Source organism: Streptomyces sp. NPDC054047, from assembly GCF_055585065.1.
Window position 1 is genome coordinate 101,412 of sequence record NZ_JBVJKV010000001.1, and the last position, 20,134, is coordinate 121,545.

20 protein-coding genes are annotated in these 20,134 nt (G+C 70.7%); 9 read left to right on the forward strand and 11 right to left on the reverse strand.

Going from position 1 to position 20,134, the window contains the following annotated elements:
- Positions 1 to 80: 80 nt before the first annotated feature.
- Positions 81 to 1,529: a peptidoglycan D,D-transpeptidase FtsI family protein gene (locus ACZ6ZP_RS00520; protein WP_469405098.1), complete on the forward strand. Its 1,449-nt coding sequence runs from the start codon at positions 81 to 83 to the stop codon at positions 1,527 to 1,529.
- 72 nt (positions 1,530 to 1,601) lie between these two features.
- On the opposite strand, the gene ACZ6ZP_RS00525 is transcribed toward ACZ6ZP_RS00520, so the two are convergent.
- From ACZ6ZP_RS00525 to ACZ6ZP_RS00545, 5 genes are all read right to left on the reverse strand, one after another.
- Complete coding sequence (locus ACZ6ZP_RS00525; RefSeq protein ID WP_351161928.1) at positions 1,602 to 2,339, reverse strand: hypothetical protein; 738 nt, start codon at positions 2,337 to 2,339, stop codon at positions 1,602 to 1,604.
- Entirely contained in the window at positions 2,336 to 2,701 is a 366-nt protein-coding gene (locus ACZ6ZP_RS00530) for a PadR family transcriptional regulator (RefSeq protein ID WP_351161930.1), read from the reverse strand. The genes ACZ6ZP_RS00525 and ACZ6ZP_RS00530 overlap by 4 nt, the downstream gene beginning before the upstream one ends.
- A 2-nt stretch (positions 2,702 to 2,703) precedes the next feature.
- A complete protein-coding gene (locus ACZ6ZP_RS00535) occupies positions 2,704 to 3,456 on the reverse strand; it encodes a CPBP family intramembrane glutamic endopeptidase (RefSeq protein WP_469405099.1) in 753 nt (250 codons plus the stop codon).
- A gap of 154 nt (positions 3,457 to 3,610) precedes the next feature.
- Positions 3,611 to 4,435, reverse strand: a complete 825-nt coding sequence (locus ACZ6ZP_RS00540; protein ID WP_469405100.1) for an HAD family acid phosphatase — start codon at positions 4,433 to 4,435, stop codon at positions 3,611 to 3,613.
- Positions 4,436 to 4,596: 161 nt separating this feature from the next.
- Entirely contained in the window at positions 4,597 to 5,190 is a 594-nt protein-coding gene (locus ACZ6ZP_RS00545; protein ID WP_361463513.1) for a TIGR03086 family metal-binding protein, read from the reverse strand.
- A gap of 143 nt (positions 5,191 to 5,333) precedes the next feature.
- Between ACZ6ZP_RS00545 and ACZ6ZP_RS00550 the strand changes: the two genes are divergently transcribed.
- On the forward strand, positions 5,334 to 6,542 hold the full coding sequence (locus ACZ6ZP_RS00550) for an MFS transporter (protein WP_469405101.1): 1,209 nt from the start codon (positions 5,334 to 5,336) through the stop codon (positions 6,540 to 6,542).
- Here ACZ6ZP_RS00550 and ACZ6ZP_RS00555 read toward each other — a convergent pair.
- The 3 genes from ACZ6ZP_RS00555 to ACZ6ZP_RS00565 all read right to left on the reverse strand — a co-directional run bounded on the left by ACZ6ZP_RS00555 (position 6,517) and on the right by ACZ6ZP_RS00565 (position 10,094).
- Positions 6,517 to 7,866 carry a S28 family serine protease gene (locus tag ACZ6ZP_RS00555; protein WP_469405102.1) on the reverse strand — a complete coding sequence of 450 codons (1,350 nt, stop codon included), beginning with the start codon at positions 7,864 to 7,866 and terminating at the stop codon, positions 6,517 to 6,519. The genes ACZ6ZP_RS00550 and ACZ6ZP_RS00555 overlap by 26 nt on opposite strands.
- Positions 7,867 to 7,977: 111 nt before the next feature.
- Positions 7,978 to 9,144, reverse strand: coding sequence for a hypothetical protein (locus tag ACZ6ZP_RS00560; RefSeq protein ID WP_469405103.1), 1,167 nt, complete (start codon positions 9,142 to 9,144; stop codon positions 7,978 to 7,980).
- Complete coding sequence (locus ACZ6ZP_RS00565; RefSeq protein ID WP_351161945.1) at positions 9,141 to 10,094, reverse strand: 5-dehydro-4-deoxyglucarate dehydratase; 954 nt, start codon at positions 10,092 to 10,094, stop codon at positions 9,141 to 9,143. The genes ACZ6ZP_RS00560 and ACZ6ZP_RS00565 overlap by 4 nt, the downstream gene beginning before the upstream one ends.
- A gap of 283 nt (positions 10,095 to 10,377) precedes the next feature.
- Here ACZ6ZP_RS00565 and ACZ6ZP_RS00570 point away from each other — a divergent pair, with 283 nt between their 5' ends.
- The 7 genes from ACZ6ZP_RS00570 to ACZ6ZP_RS00600 all read left to right on the forward strand — a co-directional run bounded on the left by ACZ6ZP_RS00570 (position 10,378) and on the right by ACZ6ZP_RS00600 (position 17,898).
- Positions 10,378 to 11,187 (forward strand): NAD-dependent epimerase/dehydratase family protein, encoded by an 810-nt coding sequence (locus ACZ6ZP_RS00570; protein WP_366463975.1) that lies wholly within the window; start codon positions 10,378 to 10,380, stop codon positions 11,185 to 11,187.
- Between the two features lie 260 nt (positions 11,188 to 11,447).
- Positions 11,448 to 12,218 carry a DeoR/GlpR family DNA-binding transcription regulator gene (locus tag ACZ6ZP_RS00575; RefSeq protein ID WP_351161949.1) on the forward strand — a complete coding sequence of 257 codons (771 nt, stop codon included), beginning with the start codon at positions 11,448 to 11,450 and terminating at the stop codon, positions 12,216 to 12,218.
- 165 nt (positions 12,219 to 12,383) lie between these two features.
- A complete protein-coding gene (locus tag ACZ6ZP_RS00580) occupies positions 12,384 to 13,751 on the forward strand; it encodes an ABC transporter substrate-binding protein (RefSeq protein ID WP_351161951.1) in 1,368 nt (455 codons plus the stop codon).
- Positions 13,748 to 14,701 (forward strand): carbohydrate ABC transporter permease, encoded by a 954-nt coding sequence (locus tag ACZ6ZP_RS00585; RefSeq protein WP_366463973.1) that lies wholly within the window; start codon positions 13,748 to 13,750, stop codon positions 14,699 to 14,701. Before ACZ6ZP_RS00580 ends, ACZ6ZP_RS00585 begins: the two co-directional genes overlap by 4 nt.
- A complete protein-coding gene (locus ACZ6ZP_RS00590) occupies positions 14,698 to 15,567 on the forward strand; it encodes a carbohydrate ABC transporter permease (RefSeq protein WP_399978039.1) in 870 nt (289 codons plus the stop codon). The genes ACZ6ZP_RS00585 and ACZ6ZP_RS00590 overlap by 4 nt, the downstream gene beginning before the upstream one ends.
- The gene (locus ACZ6ZP_RS00595; protein ID WP_366463972.1) at positions 15,564 to 16,553 is read left to right on the forward strand and encodes a zinc-dependent alcohol dehydrogenase family protein; all 990 of its coding nucleotides are present in this window, start codon (positions 15,564 to 15,566) and stop codon (positions 16,551 to 16,553) included. The genes ACZ6ZP_RS00590 and ACZ6ZP_RS00595 overlap by 4 nt, the downstream gene beginning before the upstream one ends.
- A gap of 127 nt (positions 16,554 to 16,680) precedes the next feature.
- Positions 16,681 to 17,898 carry a TerD family protein gene (locus tag ACZ6ZP_RS00600; protein WP_366463981.1) on the forward strand — a complete coding sequence of 406 codons (1,218 nt, stop codon included), beginning with the start codon at positions 16,681 to 16,683 and terminating at the stop codon, positions 17,896 to 17,898.
- 134 nt (positions 17,899 to 18,032) lie between these two features.
- Here ACZ6ZP_RS00600 and ACZ6ZP_RS00605 read toward each other — a convergent pair whose 3' ends face one another.
- From ACZ6ZP_RS00605 to ACZ6ZP_RS00615, 3 genes are all read right to left on the reverse strand, one after another.
- Complete coding sequence (locus ACZ6ZP_RS00605; protein ID WP_351161959.1) at positions 18,033 to 18,260, reverse strand: CarD family transcriptional regulator; 228 nt, start codon at positions 18,258 to 18,260, stop codon at positions 18,033 to 18,035.
- Between the two features lie 179 nt (positions 18,261 to 18,439).
- A complete protein-coding gene (locus tag ACZ6ZP_RS00610; RefSeq protein ID WP_469405104.1) occupies positions 18,440 to 19,462 on the reverse strand; it encodes a 1-aminocyclopropane-1-carboxylate deaminase in 1,023 nt (340 codons plus the stop codon).
- Between the two features lie 16 nt (positions 19,463 to 19,478).
- Positions 19,479 to 20,123: a GntR family transcriptional regulator gene (locus ACZ6ZP_RS00615; RefSeq protein WP_351161963.1), complete on the reverse strand. Its 645-nt coding sequence runs from the start codon at positions 20,121 to 20,123 to the stop codon at positions 19,479 to 19,481.
- Between the last annotated feature and the right edge of the window lie 11 nt (positions 20,124 to 20,134).

The window sequence follows — 20,134 nt, forward strand, 5'->3', positions numbered from 1 at the left end:
CGGAAGCCGCAGTATGAGGAATCTCTAAGAAACCCGACAGAACGGAACGAATAGATCCGCGCCGCTCGTCCTTTCGTGGGATGAACAAGACGATCAGGCACGCCTCGGTCTTCACGCTGCTGCTCGTGGTCGCTCTGCTGGTGCGGGCGACGTGGGTGCAGTTCTACGACTCGAAGGCACTCGCGGACGACAAGCTGAACCGGCGCAACGCGATCGAGCAGTACGCGAACCCGCTGGGCGACATCATCGTGGGCGGTGACGCCGTCACCGGCTCCGAGCGGACGAAGGGCGGCGACCTCAAGTACAAGCGCACCTACAAGGACGGCGACCTGTACTCGTCCGTCACGGGCTACAGCTCGCAGGTGTACGGAGCGACGCAGCTCGAGGGCATCTACAAGGACGTCCTCGACGGCACCGACAACCGGCTGAAGAACCCGCTGGACACGCTCACGAACAAGCGCGCCGACCCGGGTGACGTGATCACGACGATCGACCCGGCGGTGCAGAAGGCCGCGTACAAGTCGCTCGGCGACAAGAAGGGCGCGGCGGTCGCCGTCGACCCGAAGACGGGCAAGATCCTCGGCATGGTGTCGACTCCCTCGTACGACCCTTCGGACATCAGCGGCTCCACGGACTCCAAGGAGTGGAGCGCGCTGCTGAAGGACGAGGACAAGCCGCTGGTCAACCGCGCGCTGCGGCAGCCGCTGCCGCCCGGTTCGACGTTCAAGCTGGTCGTCGCGGCGGCGGCCCTGGAGGACGGGCTGTACGGCTCGGCGGACACCAGGACCGACAGCCCGAATCCGTACACGCTGCCCGGCACGACCACCGTCCTGAAGAACGAGAGCGCGAGCGCGCCCTGCGAGGACGCCACGATCCGTACGGCGCTGCAGTACTCGTGCAACAACGTCTTCGCGAAGATGGCCGTCGACCTGGGCCAGGACAAGGTCAAGTCGATGGCCGAGAAGATGGGCTTCAACACCGACAAGCTGGACGTGCCGGTGCGCGCGTCCGAGAGCGTCTATCCGTCGGACATGGACAAGGCCCAGACGGCGCTGACCGGCATCGGCCAGTTCGACGTGACGGCGACGCCGCTGCAGATGTCGATGGTCTCGGGCGCGATCGCCAACGGCGGCGAGCTGGTGTCGCCGCACATGGTCTCCCAGATCACCGACTCGGACGGCAACGTCCTCGATTCGTTCGACGACGCCGACTCCGAGCGTGTGATGAGCCAGGAGACGGCCGGTCAGCTCCAGTCGGCGATGGAGACGGTCGTCGAGGAGGGCACGGGCACGAACGCGCGGATCAGCGGCGCGGACGTGGGCGGCAAGACGGGCACGGCCCAGCACGGCGAGAACAACAGCAAGACGCCGTACGCCTGGTTCACCTCGTACGCCAAGGGCAGCGGCGGCAAGGAAGTCGCGGTGGCGGTCATCGTCGAGTCCTCCAGCGCGGCGAGGTCGGAGGTCAGCGGCAACGGCCTGGCGGCCCCGATCGCCAAGGCGATGATGTCGGCGGCCCTGAAGCGCTAGCCGCTTCTGCCGCTGTGGGCACAGCCCCGAGGCCGCGGGGTGCCGGTCGAGAGAGACGGCACCCCGCGGAGGTCAACGGCGCGCTCTCCACACCTGCCGGCCCCACAGGGCGGCGACCGGCACCAGAGCTCCGGCCACGAGCCCCCCGGCGAAGCCGAGCCCGCTCCCGGCATCACCGTCGTCGACGGCGACCGCGACACCGGCCAGGACGAGGACCACCGCCGCGACAGCCACCAGCGCATAGAACCGCCGGCTGAAGAAACGCCACCGGCCAGGCATCTCCGGGGGCGCCGAGATCTCCGCCCCGGGACCGAGGCTCGCGGCCACCGGCCGCTTGAACCACGCATAGACGATCCAGTTCCCGCAGGCCTCCCAGCCCTCGGGAGCGAGCCGCTCGTCCAGCCCCTCACGCCCCCGCGTGACCAGCTCACGCCGGTACTCCCACCGCTGCGGCCGGTCGAGGTCCCGGTGGCTGACGAAGCGCCCGAGCGCGTCGACCCGCTCGACCTCCCACCCCTCGCCGCCGAAGCGGTTCAGGAGCTCCTCGTCGACGTACGTGTCGGCGGTCCACCGCCACGTCTCGACGTGGGTGCCGGGAGCCTCGGGCCCCGGCCCCTCCCCGGCGGGCGCCAGCTCGCGGGCGAACTCCTCCACCGGCCCGAACTCGGCCTCCGGATCGGCCCCGGACTCCTCCAGGTGCGCCCCGAGGTCGACGACGGTCGCCTCGACGCGGTCGGCGGGCAGCCCGTGCTCGCGGAGGTGGTCGGCGAGGGCGAGGAGATACCCGTCCCGCGCATAGTCCTCGTTCATCGCACACCCGCCTTCGCAAGCACCTCACGTACGGAGCCGTCGAAGGCGAGCCACAGCCCGCCCTGCTCGCCGAGGGTGGCGCGCCCGGCGTCCGTCAGGGAGTAGTAGCGCCGGCCGGGCCCCTTCTCCGTGGCCCGGAACTCGGCGGCGACCAGGCCCGCTTCCTCCAGCCGGTTCAGCACGGGATAGAGCGTGCCGCCCTTGATCTGGCCGAAGCCTGCGGCGCCGAGCAGCTTGGCGATCTCGTAGCCGTAGCTCTCGCCGTCGGTGAGGCTGGCGAGCACGAGCAGATCGAGCACGCCCTTGAACCAGCTGGCCCGGCGGTCGGTCTTCGCGCCTCCGGACGACGCGGATGGGGTCATCGTCAGCTGCCCTTCGGGATGGGTGCGTACGCGGGCACGGAGCCGATCGGCTCCGGCACGGGGAGCGTCAGGTCCCGCACGGTGAGGGCGATGTGGACGGCGATGGGCAGCAGCAGGCTCCCGCTCGACACATAGAGCCCGGCGAGCAGCACCCCGACGACGCCGAAGGCGATGACGCCGCTGCGGCCCTGGTAGATGCCTGCGACGGCGTACGCGAGCACCGAAAGGGCCGCCGCGGCATAGAGGTTGAGGCCGAGCACGCCGACGCCGAAGGCGATCAGGAGCCCGCGGTAGACGAGTTCGGCGCAGATGCCGTCGGTCACGGCGACGGCGATGGCGAGGCGCCGCTCCTGGGGTGTGCGCGGCAGCATCGCCCGGATGGAGGCGAGCCCCGGAACGTTCTTGCCGCCTTCGGCGAGGGCGCGCATCTTGCGCCCGGACACCACCGAGACCGCTCCCACCAGGACGACGATGACGGCCGTGGTGACCGGCGATTCGGGTGCCGCGATGCCGAGGTCGGCGGCGGCCATGGCCGGCGAGAGCAGCAGGACCACCAGGGCGAGCGCGGCGAGGGCCCACCAGAAGACGAGCACGAAGGTGAAGTAGCCGACGAGAGCGCGCGGTTCGATGTCGCGGCGGCGCGCGAGCGAGCCGTAGACGCGGCGCCCGAGCCAGGGTTCACCGAGCAGCAGATAGGCCCCGAGCACGGCCGTGACGGCCGTGGAAGCGGCCGAGAAGTCGGGCGAGATGGTCATGTGGGAGTCCCCCTTCCCGAAGGGGCCGCGGCGGACGTGCCGCACGCGGCCCCATGAGCATGTGAGCTACCTAGACCGTAAGGCGACCTAGTCAGGATTGCAACCTATCTCGCGATGTCGACTCGACCGTCGGGCCGGGCCCCGCGGCAGCGGCCTACTCGACGAAGTACGTCGGGTTCGGCAGCTTGTACGTCTTGTCCGCGTAACCGCCCGCGAGGTCGGAGACCTGGTCGCCGAAGCTGCCGACGATGTCGTAGCCGGTCGACTCGATGTGCTTGCGGGTGCCTTCCTTGAACTGCACGGTGGTGCACTCCCACTTGGCGGGCGTGGCGCAGTTGCTCAGGTAGGCGGGCGGGGCGGTCTTGTTCTTGGTGAACACGTGCTTGGTGTCGAGCTGCGTGTCGTACCCGGCCCTGGCGAGGTTGGTGACCGCGCCCTCGCGCTGCGACTCGCTCAGGCCGGTCAGGAAGAAGACCTCGACGCCCTTGCTCTTGGCGTACGTGACGAGTTCGGGCATGCCGAAGACGGCGGGGCGCTTGGCCGCCTTCACGTACGCGTCCCAGGTGGCGCTGTTGTACGTGTAGTTGGTGGTCTTCTCGTAGTCGAAGCTGAGCAGCGAGGTGTCGTCCACGTCGAGGACGATCGCGGGCTTCTTGCCGTGAGCACTCCCCTTCGCGCCGTGACCGCCGCCCTTCGCGCCGTGCGCGGCGGCCTTCCTGATGTCCTTCTTCGCCTTCGCCTGGATGCGCGCCAGGTCCTTGGCGTACGGGCTGTCGGGCGAGGAGCGCCAGAAGCCGTCGGCGTCCTGGTACGCGCCGTAGTAGTCGTCTATCTCGCCGACGAGCACGCCGATGTTCTGGGGTTCGGCGGTGTGCCGCGCCGAGGCGTTGTCGGCGGTGGCGGCGCCGGTGCCGTACAGCGCGGCGCCGGCGACGGCACAGGCGGTGGCGATGCCCGCCACCCGTAGGGACTTGTGCATGAGTCGATTTCTCCGGATCGATCAGAGTCTGTGCAGGGCCATGAGTTCGAGCAGGTCAACACCTGTCTACGCGCACTGTCTACGCGCATCACACAGCGATCGGCGAGACTCTTTGCCCGATCGATACCTGATCCGGGGAAAGCCTGGTACCGCGGCCGTCCTTAGGCTGACGCGCCCGGCGTCCAGCCCGGGTCCCTGCCGCTGAGTCCGATCACGCGGTCGAGGAGCGGGGCGTCGCCCGGCACCGGGACCACGGCTCCGAACAGGCTGTCCCCGGACGCGCCGTCCTCCTCGGGCGTGAGCAGCGCCTCGGCCACTTCGAGGCTCGCCCCGTCAGGTGCGTACGCCTGCCCGGTCGCCCGCGCCAAGTCCCAGCCGTGCACGACGAGTTCGTCCATGGCGACGGCTCCCGCGACGGCCCCCGGCAGGTCGATGCCGCCCGCCCGGGTCATGCCCTCCCACGCGGCCGGGTCGCGCCACGCCTCCACCAGCTCGTCGAGCAGCTTCGGCAGGGCGGCCCGCCACTCGGGGCCCACGTCCGGCACGGTGTCCCCCGGGTTCCGGTCGAGGTGCGGCCCGAGATCCTTGCGCGCGGCGTCCCGGAACGCGGCGCTCAGACCGGCCAGGTGACCCAGCAGATGGCGCACCCGGTACTCCGGACAGGGCGTGGGCCCCGAGAGCTGCTCGTCGGTGACGCCCTCGGCGACGCGCGCCACGAGCCGGGCCTGCGGCGCGAAGTCGATCATGTCCGTCATGAATCCTCCCGAATCTCGGCGGCGGCCCTGCCCCCGGGACCGCACTCCTGCCCTGTAGACCACCCCGACGCCCGAAAGTCATCGCGGATCTACCGCACTCGACCTATGCCTGCCCGGGGGCCTTAGAACCACCATCACCTGCCATGACATCGACGATCACGCGGATCCTGCGCAACCGCGACGCGAGCCTCTGTCTGGGCGCGGTGGTGGTGTCCGGCTTCGGGAGCTCCGCGATGTGGCTGGTCTGCGGGATCTGGGTGAAGGGACTGACCGGCTCGGACGGCCTGGCCGCCCTCTGCGCCTTCGCCCTCTGGGCCCCCGCGCTGATCGGCCCCCTCCTGGGCACGCTCGCCGACCGCACCCGCCGCAGACCCCTGCTCATCGGCACGAACCTCACGCTGGGCGCCCTGCTGACCACCCTCCTGTTCGTCGACTCCACGGGCACCCTGTGGATCCTCTACGCGGTACTCCTCCTGTACGGGGCGTGCGGCGCCGTCACCGACGCGGCGGAGGCGGCTCTGGTGACGGCGGCCGTCGGCAAGGACCTGACGGGGGACTTCAACGGCCTGCGGATGTCGGCGAACGAGGGCGTGAAGCTCGTCGCGCCGCTCGCCGGAGCGGGCCTCTTCGCCGCGTACGGGGGCGCCCAGGTGGCGCTCCTGGACGCCGCCACCTTCGTACTCGCGGCCGGAATGTTCACGCTCCTGCGGGTGCACGAGAACACTCCCGTGCGCGGCACGTCGGGCTGGCGCGCCCAAACCGCCGAAGGAGCCCGCTGCTTGTGGCGCCACCCCGAGCTGCGCCCTCTCGTCCTCGCGGGCGGTCTGACCATGCTGACCTCGGGGATCAGCGGGGCGGCCGTCTACGCGGTCGTGGAGGGCCTGGGCCACTCGCCCACCTACACAGGCGTGCTGTACGTCGCGCAGGGCGCCGGATCGGTCGCGGTCGGCGTCGCTTCGGGTGCGCTGATGCGGCGCTTCGGAGGGCGCGGGTTCGGCGGGGCGGGCATCGCGCTCACCGCACTCGCCGCGGCCCTGCACGCGCTGCCGTACGACGCGACGGCCCTCGCGGGCAGCCTCGCCAACGGCCTGGGGCTGCCCTGCGTGCTGATCGCGGCCATGACGGCGGTGCAGCGCGCGACACCGCGGGCCCTGCTGGGCCGCGCGGCGGCGACCGCGAACACCCTGATGTTCACCCCGACGGCGCTGGGCATCGCCCTGGGCGCGGCCCTCGTGGAGACGGTCGACCACCGCGTCCTGCTGCCGGCCCTCGCGGGGGCACGACTGCTGATCGCCGCACCCCTGCTCAAGGCCCCTCTGACGGCGGCTACTTCACGTCGGCCCAGCGCTTGATGGTCGCGACGGCCTCCGCCTGCTGGGCCGCGGGCAGTTTGGCGATGGAGGCGCCGTGGTTCGAGCCGGGGACCTCGTAGCGGTGGGAGTCATGGCGGCTCGGGGTGAACTTCTCCGCGCTCCACGGGTCGTTCTCGCCGTAGATGAACATCATCCGCTGGCCGCGGGTCTTCACCCAGCGGTCGACGTCGGCGATGGTCCTGTTGTCGTACGAGCCGCGCATCGCCTCGGGAAGGACCGAGTTGGGCTGGTAGATGTCGGGGTAGTTGCGGACGTCCCTGAGATGCTTGAACTTGAGGTCGGCCCAGCCGAGTTGGGTCGCGGCCTGCCGGTAGTAGGGGCCCGTGCCGTTCGTGCCGAGGGTCTCGTCCTGGTAGACGCTGAGGCCGTGCTTCTTCGACCAGGAGTACAGCTCGTCGTCGCCTGCCTTCTTGGCGTCGGGCACGGTCGGGCAGTCGTCGGCGGTGCCGCTCTGCCAGAAGTTCCACACCTGGTCGAGCACGGCGAACTCGTAGGCGCGGTCGGTGGTGCCGAGCGTCTCCTCGAAGGTGTCACCGGCGGCCTTGGCGTCCGCCTCGAACTTGGGGAGCAGCGTCTCGCGGCGCAGCAGCATCTCGCGCTGCACGGCGTCGAGCGCGGTGCGGCACTCGGCCGTGCCGACCGTCCTGAAGAACCGCTCGTAGCCGCTGTCGTCCTTGTTGTTCGCGTCGTTCGGGGCCACGAACGCGACGACCGCGTCCAGGTCACCGGGGTAGAACCGCTCGTGGTACGTCGCCGTCATGCCGCCCTTGCTGGCGCCCGTGCCCAGCCACTTGCCCTTCTCGATGCCGCGAAGGGCCTGGGTGAGGCGGTGCTCGTCGGCGGCCTCCTGCTGAACGGTGAGCTTGGACCAGTCCGCTGCCGCGGGGCCGGAGGGGCGCGACTGCTCGAAGTAGCGGTGTTCGACGCTCACTTGGTTGGCGTCGATGAGTTTGGTGAGGGCGGTGGTGTTGGACGCCAGGGTGTAGCCGCCGGTGTAGAGGACGGTCGGCTTGTCCGTGGCCTTGTGCCAGAGCGTGGCGCGCTGGGTGAACGTGCCGGCGCCGGGGTTGTCGTGGTCGACGGGCTGGGCGTAGGTGAGCGTGTAGAAGGGGTGGCCCTCCCGGTCGGCCACGGAGACGACCTTCATGCCGGGGATCTTCTCCAACTGCGCCCGGATGTCGGCCTTGGCGTCCGCCGCCGGTCTCTCGTCACCCTGCGCGGCCGCGGGTACGGCCCCGCCGAGCACGGCCGCGCCTGCCATGAATCCGGCACAGAGCAGCGCGGATATCCCCTTGTTGCGCACCTTGTCTCCTCGTCGTCGCGTTGCGTGGTGCGCGGATGGTAACCGCTTCCACTTGGGCTGCGACAGGGGATGTTCAGGGTGCGCGAGGGGCTGTTCGAGGGGCGCGCGGGGCTATTCGAGGTACGTCAGGGCCTTGGTCACGTGTGCGAGATCCGTGTCGGACGCCAGCCCGGCGTGGTAGAGCCGCAGTTCGTTCGCGCCCAGCGTGGCCGCGTGCGCGGCGTCGGCCGCGAGGGTGGCCGGGCTGCCGCCCATGCCGGAGACGACGGTGAGGTTCGCGGCCAGGGTGGTGCGGGGTGCGCGGTGCGCGGCGAAGGGCGTCAGGGCCTGGGCGCCGCCCGTGCAGGGCACGACCACGCCGTCCGCCACAGACAGGATGTGGGCCGGGTCGACGCCCGCGTTCGCCCCGCAGTGATAGGCCACCGGGTCGGCGTGCAGCAGCACCTGGAAGCCGTCCGGGGCCGCGGCGCGCACGGCCGCGATCGCCGCCTCCTGGAGGGTGCGGGCGGATTCCTCGCGCCACGCGCGCGTGGCGGCCGCCGTCTCGGCGCCCAGGAGCTTCTCCACCGCTTCCCAGCCGCCGGAGGGCTCGGCGCCGCGCCACACGGGCTCCAGGGCGCGGCGGACTCCGGCCGCCAACTCGCCGGGGGCAAGCCCCTGTTGGGCGTACCCCGCCCGGCAGTCCGCGCAGAAGCACAGCGACATCAGGTACTGCCCGGCCTCCCCGAGCGGCACTCCCGCGATCTTGTCGTGGGCGTGCAGATGCGCGAGGCCGTACCAGCCGAGGGACTCCAGTTCGGTGCCGCCTGCGCCGGGGCGCACGGCGGCCTCCGCCGCGAGGTCGACGAGGTACGCGCGCGTGGCGGGCTGTGCGATGCAGGGCGCCCAGGGGTAGCGGTCTCCGTAGGCGTTGACGACGGAGGTGTCCGGATGCTCGGCGCCCATACGGGAGTTGTGCGCGAGGACCACCCAGGTGTGCACGTCGAGCCCGGCGCCCGCCAGCGCGGCGGCGGCCTCTCCGTAGGCGTCGCCCGGGGCCCAGCCGCCTGCCGCGTACGGCCGCAGCTCGCGCCCCTTCCACCGGTCACCGGGCTCGTACAGGACTGCCGCGTGCTCGGCGGTGACGATGCGGTGGCGGGGGTGGCGGGGGGTCAGCGCGCGCGTGGAGTGGTAGGCGGAGGCGAGGGTGACCTGCTGGACGCCGAGGCCGGCGATGCGGGCGGGCGCCCCGGGGTCGCCGACGACGTCCCAGGGGTACAGGAAGGCGGAGGTCCTCACGCGCTCTCCTCCCGCAGCAGGGCGCGCCCGCGCTCGGTCAGCTCGGCCAGACGCTTGATGTGTTCGTCGGCGGGTTCGTGCAGCGGCGTCCGCACCCCGCCGACGTCGAGCCCGGCCAGGCGTACGCCCGCCTTGACGAGGGAGACCGCGTACCCCCGGCCCTCGCTGCGCAGCTCCACGAAGGGGCGGTAGAACCCGTCGATGAGCCGGTTCACGGTGGCGTCACCCTCGGCGGTCCCAGCATTGAAGGCGCGGTGGAAGGCGAGCGCGATGTCGGGCGCGAAGCAGAAGACCGCCGACGAGTAGAGCGTCACGCCGATGCCGCGGTAGGCGAGCCCGGTCAGCTCGGCGGTGGGCAGGCCGTTGAAGTAGAGGAACTCCTCCGGGACCTCGGCGCGCACGGCGCTGACGACGCGCTGCATCAGGTCCATGTCGCCGAGGCCGTCCTTGAAGCCGATGATCCCCTCGGTACGGGCGAGTTCGACCACCGTCTCCGGGGTGAACACGGCGTTGTCGCGCTGGTAGACGATGACGTCCAGCGAGGTCGCCGCGGCCAGTTCGGCGTAGTGCCCAAGCAGCCCCTCCTGCCCGGCGACGACGAGGTAGGGCGGCATCGCGAGCAGCCCGTCGGCGCCCGCCTCCTCGGCGATCCGCGCGTACCGCACGGCGAGCGCGGTGCCGTACCCGGCGCCCGCGACCACCGGCACCCGCCCGGCCGACTCCTCGACGGCGGCGCGTACGCACACCCCGAACTCCTCGGGCGTCAGGGCGTGGAACTCACCGGTGCCGCAGCAGGCGAAGACGGCCGCCGCGCCCGCGTCGACGCCCGCGCGCACGTGCGCGCGGAAGACGTCGAGGTCGATGGAGCCGTCCGGGCCGTAGGCGGTGACCGGGAAGAACAGTGGCCCGCTGGGGATGTCGAGTCGAGCGGCGAGGGGTGCTGACGTCACGGGCTCTCCCTTAGCGTGCACGTTTCTGATCCACGTCCATATTTCTGAACGCACCCACGCTAATCCGCCTCCTGAGCCCTGGTCAAGCAGCAAGGTCGCCAAGAGAACCGTGATTTCAGGAGCGGATTCCCCGCCTCCGTACGACACTTGACGCGACGAGGCACTGCTCCTTAGCGTGTCCACAGATGTGAATGCTGTACGTACACGCGAATGCGCGTACATACGGATGCGCGTACACGCGAACGCAGCCGCTGAGCAGCCCCTGATCCGAGGAGACCCCCTCATGCCCGCTCCCCGCACCGTCCTGCTCACCGGCGCCGCAGGCGGCCTCGGCACCTTGATGCGCGGGCTGCTTCCGGCCTACGGCTACGAACTGCGGCTGCTCGACGTACGGCCCATCGAGGGCGAGCCGGACGCGATCACGGCGGACCTCGCCGACAAGAAGGCGCTGCGGGAGGCCGTGCGGGGCGTCGACGCGGTCATCCATCTCGCGGGCATCTCCCTGGAGTCCACCTTCGACAAGATCCTGCGGGCCAACATCGAGGGGACGTACAACCTCTACGAGGCGGCGCGCGAGGAGGGCATCGGCCGGATCGTCTTCGCGTCGTCCAACCACGCCGTGGGGTTCACGCCGCGGCCCGTCGGCGACGATCCGCTGATCCCGGTGAACACCCCGCGCCGCCCCGACACGTTCTACGGCCTGTCGAAGTCCTTCGGCGAGGACCTCGCCCAGCTCTACTGGGACAAGCACGGGATCGAGACGGTCTCGGTGCGGATCGGCTCGTGCTTCCTCGAGCCGTCGAGCGTGCGGATGCTGTCGGTCTGGATGAGCCCCGGGGACGGCGCCCGGCTCTTCCACGCGGCGCTGACCGCTCCCGAGGTGGGGCACGCGGTGGTCTACGGCTCGTCCGCGAACACCCGGCTGTGGTGGGACCTCTCGTCGGCGCGCGCGCTCGGGTACGAGCCGCAGGACGACTCCGAGCAGTACGCGGAGAAGCTGCTCGCGGACCAGGGAGAACTGGACCCCGCCAACCCGGACCACGCGAATATCGGGGGCCACTTCTGCACCAACCCCCCGGTGTGGCCGTACTGAGGACGCCCCCGACCGGCCGGACGGGCTGAATCCAGCCGTCCGGCGGGGTGCGCCGAGCCGCCCCGGCCCGCATACGGGCACCGAACGGGCAGCCCTTGCCCCCGAACGGGCACCGCCCTCGCCCGCCGCACAGGCCGTAGCCCTGCCAACCGGGCAGATGCGGGCATCATCGCCCCGGTTTCGAGCCTGTTCACACACCGCCCCCCGCTGTAGAACTTTTCCCCAGGGCCCGAACGGGCACAGCGAGGGAAGGGGCGGTCATGACCGCGGAGGAACGCCAGCGGGAAATCGTCCGGGCAGCGCGGACATCCGGCTCCGTGGACGTCACCGCACTCGCCAGCCAACTGGGCGTCGCCAAGGAAACCGTCCGCCGTGACCTGCGCGCCCTGGAGGACCACGGCCTGGTCCGCCGCACCCACGGCGGCGCCTACCCCGTGGAGAGCGCGGGCTTCGAGACGACCCTCGCGTTCCGCACCACCATGCACGTCCCGGAGAAGCGAAGGATCGCCACCGCCGCCGCCGATCTCCTCGGCGACGCCGAAACGGTCTTCGTCGACGAGGGCTTCACCCCGCAGCTCATCGCCGAGGCCCTGCCCGAAGCGGCCAAGGGCCGCCCCCTGACCGTCGTCACCGCGTCCCTGGCCACCGCCGGCGCCCTCGCCGAGGCCGACAACATGTCCGTCCTCCTCCTCGGCGGCCGCGTCCGCCCCGGCACCCTGGCGACCGTCGACCACTGGACCACGCGCATGCTGGCCGGCTTCGTGATCGACCTCGCCTACATCGGGGCCAACGGCATCTCCCGCGAGCACGGCCTGACCACGCCCGACCCCGCGGTCAGCGAGGTGAAGGCGCAGGCCATCCGCGCGTCACGGCGCACTGTGTTCACGGGCGTGCACACCAAGTTCGGGGCGACCAGCTTCTGCCGGTTCGGGCATGTCGGCGAGCTGGAGGCGATCGTCACCAGCACACAGCTGCCCGCGTCCGAGGCACACCGTTACTCGCTCCAGGGCCCGCAGGTCATCCGCGTCTGACATCCTCGCTCGCCCTCCCTGACCCGTCCTCCCCCGCTCACCCCTCACCTCACCTCTCATAACCCCTCATAACCCGCTCGGCACCTCCCGTGATCCCGCACGCCCGAATTCACCCTCGACGCACCCCCACACCTCCCTTTGGTCCCCATACGTCCAGGAGCATTCATGCGAACCCAGAGCCGACGGAGGCCGCGCGCACTCGCCGCGGCAGCCGCAGGGACGCTGCTTGCCCCGCTGCTCTCCGGCTGCTGGGCCGGGGCGGGCGGGGCCGGCTCAGGCGGCGACTCCATCAACGTACTGATGGTGAACAACCCGCAGATGGTCGAGCTGCAGAAGCTCACCGCCGCCCACTTCACCAAGGAGACGGGCATCAAGGTGAACTTCACCGTGCTGCCCGAGAACGACGTCCGCGACAAGATCAGCCAGGACTTCGCAAACCAGGCGGGCCAGTACGACGTCGCCACGCTCAGCAACTACGAGATCCCGATCTACGCCAAGAACGACTGGCTGCACGAGCTCGGCTCGTACACCCGCAAGGACAAGGCGTACGACGAGAAGGACATCCTGCCCTCCATGCGCCAGTCGCTCACCGGCGACGACGGCAAGCTCTACGGACAGCCCTTCTACGGAGAGTCGTCCTTCCTGATGTACCGGAAGGACGTGTTCAAGAAGGCCGGTCTCACCATGCCCGAGCACCCCACCTGGCAGCAGGTGGCCAGGCTCGCGGCCGACGTGGACGGCGCCGAGCCCGGGATGAAGGGCATCTGCCTGCGCGGCCTGCCGGGCTGGGGCGAGTTGATCGCGCCCCTGACGACCGTGGTGAACACCTTCGGAGGGACGTGGTTCGACAAGGGGTGGAAGGCCCGCCTCGACTCCCCCGAGTTCGAGAAGGCAACTCGCTTCTACGTAGACCTCGTTCGCAAGCACGGCGAGTCCGGAGCCGCCCAGTCCGGCTATGCCGAGTGCCTGAACAACCTCACCCAGGGCAAGACCGCCATGTGGTACGACGCCACGGCCGCCGCCGGTTCGCTGGAGTCCGCCAAGTCGCCGGTCAAGGGCAAGATCGGCTACGTACCGGCGCCCGTGGAGAAGACCGAGAGCTCCGGGTGGCTCTACACCTGGGCCTGGGGCCTTCAGAAGGCCTCGCGCAACCCGGACAAGGCCTGGAAGTTCGTCTCCTGGGCGTCCAGCAAGGAGTACGAGCAGTTGGTCGGCGAGAAGATCGGCTGGTCCAACGTCCCCGCGGGCAAGCGCGCGTCGACGTACGACAACCCGGCGTACCGCAAGGAGGCCGCCGCCTTCCAGGACGTCACCCACGACGCCATCGAGGGCGCACGGCCGCGCGACCCGGGCGTGCAGCCCCGGCCCGCGCCCGGCATCCAGTTCGTCGGCATACCCGAGTTCACCGATCTCGGCACGAGGGTCTCCCAGGAGATCAGCGCGGCCATCGCCGGGCGTCAGTCCGTCGAGTCGGCCCTCAAGAAGTCGCAGAAGCTCGCCGACAAGATCGCCGAGGAGTACGAGGGACGATGACCGCCACCGCGAGTACCCCCACCGTCGCGCCCGCTCCCGCGCGCGTGCCCGGAGCACGGACACCGGGACGGCTGCGCGCCTGGGCCACCAGGGCCCCGCTCCTGCCCGCCCTGATCTTCATGGTCGTGGTGACCCAGCTGCCGTTCGTGGCCACGCTGGTGATCTCCTTCTTCGACTGGAACGCCCTCTACCCCGACGCCCGCAGCTTCGCCGGGTTCGACAACTACTCCGAGGTCCTGACCGACGCGGACCTGCGCAAGTCCGTCCTGACGACCATCGTGCTCACGGCCACCGTGGTGATCGCGAGCCTTGTCATCGGCCTCGGGCTCGCCCTGCTCCTGGACCGGAGGTTCCGGGGCCGGGGCATGGTGCGCACGTTGCTCATCGCGCCGTTCCTGCTGGTCCCGGTAGCGGCTGCCCTGCTGTGGAAGCACGTGCTCTACAACCCCGAGTACGGCCTGTTCAACGGGCTGCTGCACTGGGTGGGCGGTGACGGCGCCGCCCAGCCCGACTGGGTCTCCAACACCCCGCTGATCGCCATCGAGGCCTCCCTGATCTGGCAGTGGACGCCCTTCATGATGCTGATCCTGCTCGCCGGGCTGCAGAGTCGCGACAGCGAACTCATCGAGGCGGCCCGCATGGACGGCGCGGGCAACTGGCAGGTGTTCCGCTACCTCACGCTGCCGCATCTGCGCCGCTACCTGGAGCTGGGCGCACTGCTCGGCTCGATCTACATCGTGCAGAACTTCGACGCCGTCTTCACGATCACCTCGGGCGGCCTGGGCACCGCCAACCTGCCCTACACCGTCTACCAGAGCTTCTATCAGGCGCACGAGAACGGCCTGGCCTCCGCCGCCGGCGTCCTCGTCGTCATCGGTTCCATCATCATCGCGACCTTCGCGCTGCGGGTCGTCTCGTCCCTGTTCCGTGAGGAGGCGTCCCGCGCATGATCACTGCCGTGACGCGTGTAGGTACACAGCCCGGGAGCCGCTTTCGCATCCGGGGTTCCGCGGGCCTCGGCCTGGCCGCCTGGCTGGCCGGAATCCTGTTCTTCCTGCCCATCGCCTGGATGACGCTGACCTCCTTCCACTCGGAGGAGGACGCGGCCACCAATCCGCCCTCGCTCGCCGCCTCGCTCACCCTGGACGGCTACCGCGACTTCTTCGGCTCGGGCGGCGGCGCGAGCCCCTGGCCCTCGCTCATCAACTCGACCGTGGCGTCGGTCGCGTCGACGCTCCTTGTGCTGCTCCTCGCGCTGCCCGCCGCGTACGCCCTGTCCATCAGGCCGGTGAAGAAGTGGACGGACGTCCTGTTCTTCTTCCTGTCGACGAAGATGCTGCCGGTCGTGGCGGGCCTGCTGCCGATCTATCTCTTCGCCAAGAACACCGAGATGCTCGACAACATCTGGCTGCTCGTCATCCTCTACACGTCGATGAACCTGCCGATCGCGGTGTGGATGATGCAGTCCTTCCTCGCCGAGGTGCCGGTCGCGATCATCGAGGCCGCGCAGATCGACGGGGCGCGCCTGCCCACCATCCTCACGCGCGTGGTGGCCCCCATCGCGCTGCCGGGGATCGCGGCGACGTCCCTGATCTGCTTCATCTTCAGCTGGAACGAGCTCCTCTTCGCGCGGGTGCTCACGGGCGTCGTCGCCCAGACCGCGCCCGTGTTCCTGACCGGCTTCATCACCAGCCAGGGCCTGTTCCTGGCGAAGGTGTGCGCCGCGTCCCTCGTGATCTCCCTGCCGGTGCTCGCCGCGGGGTTCGCCGCCCAGGACAAGCTGGTCCAGGGCCTGTCGTTGGGAGCCGTCAAGTGAAGGCCGCCATCATCGAGTCCGTCGGCAAGGCCGTCGTCGGCGAGGTGCCCGACCCCACCCCGGGGCCGCGCGACGTCGTCGTCGAGGTCGCCGCGTGCGGACTGTGCGGGACCGATCTGCACATCCTGCAGGGCGAGTTCGCGCCCACGCTGCCGGTGGTGCCGGGGCACGAGTTCGCCGGGGAGGTGGTGGGGCTCGGCCGCGAGGTCACGGAGCTCGCGGTCGGCGACCGGGTCGCCGTCGACCCCTCGCTCTACTGCTACGAGTGTCGCTACTGTCGCACCGGCCACAACAACCTCTGCGAGCGCTGGGCCGCGATCGGCGTCACCACCGCGGGCGGAGCCGCCCAGTACGCCGTCGCGCCCGTCGCCAACTGTGTGCGGCTCCCCGAGAACGTACGCACCCAGGACGCGGCCCTCATCGAGCCGCTGTCGTGCGCGGTGCGCGGCTACGACGTGCTCCGGGCCCGGCTGGGCGCCCATGTCCTGATCTACGGCTCCGGGACGATGGGCCTGATGATGCTGGAGCTCGCCAAGCGGACGGGCGCGGCGAGCGTGGACGTCGTGGACCTCAACCCGGACCGCCTCGCCACGGCGCGGCAGCTGGGCGTATCGGGCTCGGCCGCGGGCGCCGACGAACTGGACCGGCCGCAGGGCTGGGACATCGTGGTCGACGCCACCGGCAACGCGAACGCGATCCAGGACGGCCTCGGGCGGGTCGCCAAGGCCGGGACGTTCCTTCAGTTCGGGGTGGCCGACTACGCGACACGGGTCAGCATCGACCCGTACCGCATCTACAACCAGGAGATCACCATCACCGGGTCGATGGCGGTGCTGCACAGCTACGAGCGGGCGGCGGAGCTGTTCGCCGCGGGCGTGCTGGACCCCGATGTGTTCATCAGCGACCGGATGCCGCTGGACTCCTACCCGCAGGCGCTGGAGCGGTTCGCCTCCGGTGTGGGCCGCAAGATCGTGGTGGTTCCGTAGCAGCAGTTCCGGACGCCGGACCGGCCTGGAGGCGGCCCGTCCGGCGTTCCGGGAGCGCGGGAGTGAAAACTTCCGCAGGTAAGGGAACGGCAAAGCCGGGACGTTCGTTACCCCGGACATGACCGCTATGACACCCGGCTCGAACATCCCCCTCACCGCCACCCGCGTGGCGGTGGACGTCGCCGCACCGGTGCGGCTCGACGTATCGGGCCTGCTGCTCACCGCCGACGGCAAGGTGCGCTCCGACGACGACTTCATCTTCTTCAACCAGCCCGCGGGCCCCGGCGTGACCTACACGTCGGGTGGCGGCACGACCCCCGACAAGATCACGGTGGACACCACCGCCGTGCCCGCAGGCATCGAGAAGATCGTCGTCACCGCAAGCCCGGACGCGGCGGGCCAGACCTTCCAGGGCGTCGAGCCCACCGCCACCATCCGCAACGCGGACGACGGTTCCGTGCTCGCCACGTTCACGCCCCCGCAGCTCGGCGGCGAGACCGCCCTGGTGATCGTCGAGGTCTATCTGCGCAACGGCGCGTGGAAGGCCCGCGCCGTCGGCCAGGGGTACTCGAACGGCCTGGCCGGCATCGCGACGGACTTCGGTGTCTCGGTCGAGGAGCCCGCCGCCCCGGCCGCTCCGGCCGCCGCCGCGCCCGCAGCCCCGGCCCCTGCCGCCCCGATGGCGCCCCCGGCCGCCGACCCCCGTCTCGCCGCCCCGGCGGCGCCCGCCGCTCCCCCGGCGCCCCCGGCCCCCGTGCTCGGCGCCGGGAAGATCAACCTGGACAAGGGCCGGGTCAGCCTCCAGAAGAACCAGACCGTGTCCCTGGTCAAGGGCGGCAAGCCGCTGCTCTCGCAGGTCAAGATGGGCCTCGGCTGGGAGCCGGCGTACGGCGGCAAGGACATCGACCTGGACGCCTCCGTCATCGCGTACGGCCCGCAGCGCAACCACGTGGACAGCTGCTACTTCGGCAAGCTGTCGATCGTGAACGGCGCGATCAAGCACTCCGGCGACAACCTCACGGGCGAGGGCGGCGGTGACGACGAGGTGATCGTCGTGGACCTGGGCCGTCTGCCGCAGGAGGTCACGGGCCTGGTCTTCACGGTGAACTCGTTCTCGGGCCAGAAGTTCACGGCCGTCGCCAAGGCTTATTGCCGCCTGCTGGACGCGGCGACGGGCGAGGAGCTGGTCCGCTTCGACCTCACGAACGCCGAGGCGCAGACGGGCGTGATGATGGCCAAGCTGATCAAGCAGTTCACCGGAGAGTGGGAAATGACCGGCATGGGCGACTTCGTGAAGTCACGGACCGTGCGCGGCATGGTGAAGCCCGCGGCGCAGGCGCTGTAGCCGCCGCGCGGGCGCCCTCGGGGCCCGCGCGCAGCGCGTGGGGACATGCAGGGGCGGTCGGTGGGGAAGGGTTGGACCTTCCCGCCGACCGCCCCTTGTCGTGCTTGCAGACGCGCCCGCAGGCGTACGTCAGGTCAGAGCTTGGCCAGCTTCGCGTAGGGGCTCAGGAACCTTCCCTGGCGGCCTGCGAAGTCGATGACCACCGCATCCTCGCCTTCGACTCCGACGATCCGTCCGAGTCCGTACTGGTCGTGAGAGACCCGATCGCCCACGGCGAACTGCTCGATGGGCGGTGCGGGCGGCGGCGGAACGTTAAAAGGGCTGTTCGGCAGGTGGCGTCGGGTACCGGGGGGCCTCGTCATGTTCCGAGTATGCGCCCTCCGGACCCCGACGCACCATGCTCCGAGCTCACACGGTCCTCACATCGGCATCAAACCGACACACAACCGCGGGTTCCTCGTAGCGGTACGTAGTTGCTCCGTGGCACCGCGCGCACATGTGTGCCCCACGGGTCCCCGTCAACCCCTGCCCCTCAGGAGGATCAGAACAGGGCGCTGTAGGCGTTCAGCGCGGGTTGCCCGCCGAGGTGGGCGTACAGGACGGTCGCGTCGCGCGCGATCTCTCCCCTGTCCACCAGATCGATCATCCCGGCCATCGATTTCCCCTCGTACACCGGGTCGGTCACCATGCCCTCCGTGCGGGCGGCGAGCCGCATCGCGTCGAGGGTCGCCTCGTCCGGGAGGCCGTAGGTGCCCGCGTGATAGCGCGTGTCCAGCTCGACGTCGGAGGCCTTGACCTCTGCCTGCACGCCGATGAGTTCGGCCGTCCCGCGCGTGATCCTGGCGATCTGCTCGCGGGTGCGGTCGGGATCGGCGGAGGCGTCGATGCCCAGGACACGGCGGGGGCGCTCGCCCTCCTCCGCGAGCGCGGCGAATCCGGCGACCATGCCCGCCTGCGTGGACCCGGTCACCGAGCAGACCACGACGGTGTCGAAGAAGACCCCCAACTCCGCCTCCTGCTCGGACACTTCGTATGCCCAGCGGGCGAAGCCCAGGCCGCCCAGCCGGTGCTCGGAACAGCCCGCCGGGATCGCGTACGGCCTGCCGCCCGCCTCCTCGACCTCGCGCACCGCCCGCTCCCAGCTCTCCTTGACGCCGATGCCGAATCCGGCGCGCACGAGGCGCACGTCGGCGCCCGCGAGCCTGCTGATGAGGATGTTGCCGACCTTGTCGTACACGGAGTCGGGCCAGTCGACCCAACTCTCCTGGATCAGCACGCACTTGAGCCCGGCGCGGGCGGCGACCGCCGCGACCTGGCGGGTGTGGTTGGACTGGACGCCGCCGATCGACACGAGGGTGTCGCAGCCCTGCGCGAGCGCGTCGGCGACCAGATACTCCAGCTTGCGCGTCTTGTTGCCGCCGTACGCGATGCCGGAGTTGCAGTCCTCCCGCTTGGCCCAGAGCGCGGCGCCGCCGATGTGGTGGGTGAGGCGGTCCAGGGGGTGCACGGGTGAGGGGCCGAAGAGGAGGGGGTAGCGGGCGTAGGAGTCGAGGAGCGCGGACACGGGGCCTCCGGGAGGTTCAGGGGTGGGCGAGCTCTTCCAGGACGCGCCAGATCTCCGTGGTGACGGCCGCCGCCGCGTCCGGGTCGCCGTCCGCGCAGGCTTCGATGAGCCGCTCGTGCAGTTCGGCGGAGCCGCAGGTCACGCCCTCGGCGAAGCGCTGCCGCGCCAGACGGCGGATGAGGGGGGTGTAGCGCGTGATGGTGGCCGCCGCCGCGCTGTTGCCGCAGGCCGCGACGAGGACGCCGTGCAGGTCGTCGTCGGCCCGCAGGGCGCCCTCCACGTCGCCGGACGCGACGGCCGCCGCGAACCCGCGGTTGGCTTCCCGCATCGCGTAGAGGTCCGTCGGCGCCAGGCGGGGCACCGCGGCGCGGGCCACGAGTTCGTGCATGGCGCGGACGACGGCCGCCGCGTCCCTGACGCCGGCCGCGTCCAGCGGTGTCACCCGGGTGTGGCTCTGCGGTTTGGTCTCCAGGAGTCCCTCGTCGACGAGCCGTGAGAACGCCTCGCGGACGGGCGCGCGGGACAGGCCGAGCGAGGCGGCCAGGTCGGCGTCCCGCACGACGCTGCCCGGCGGGATGTCCCCGCCGACGATCGCGTCACGGATCGATGCGTACGCCTGGTCCCTCAGGAGGGTGCGGCGCACCGGTTGCATGGCTCCCATGAACTGAAATG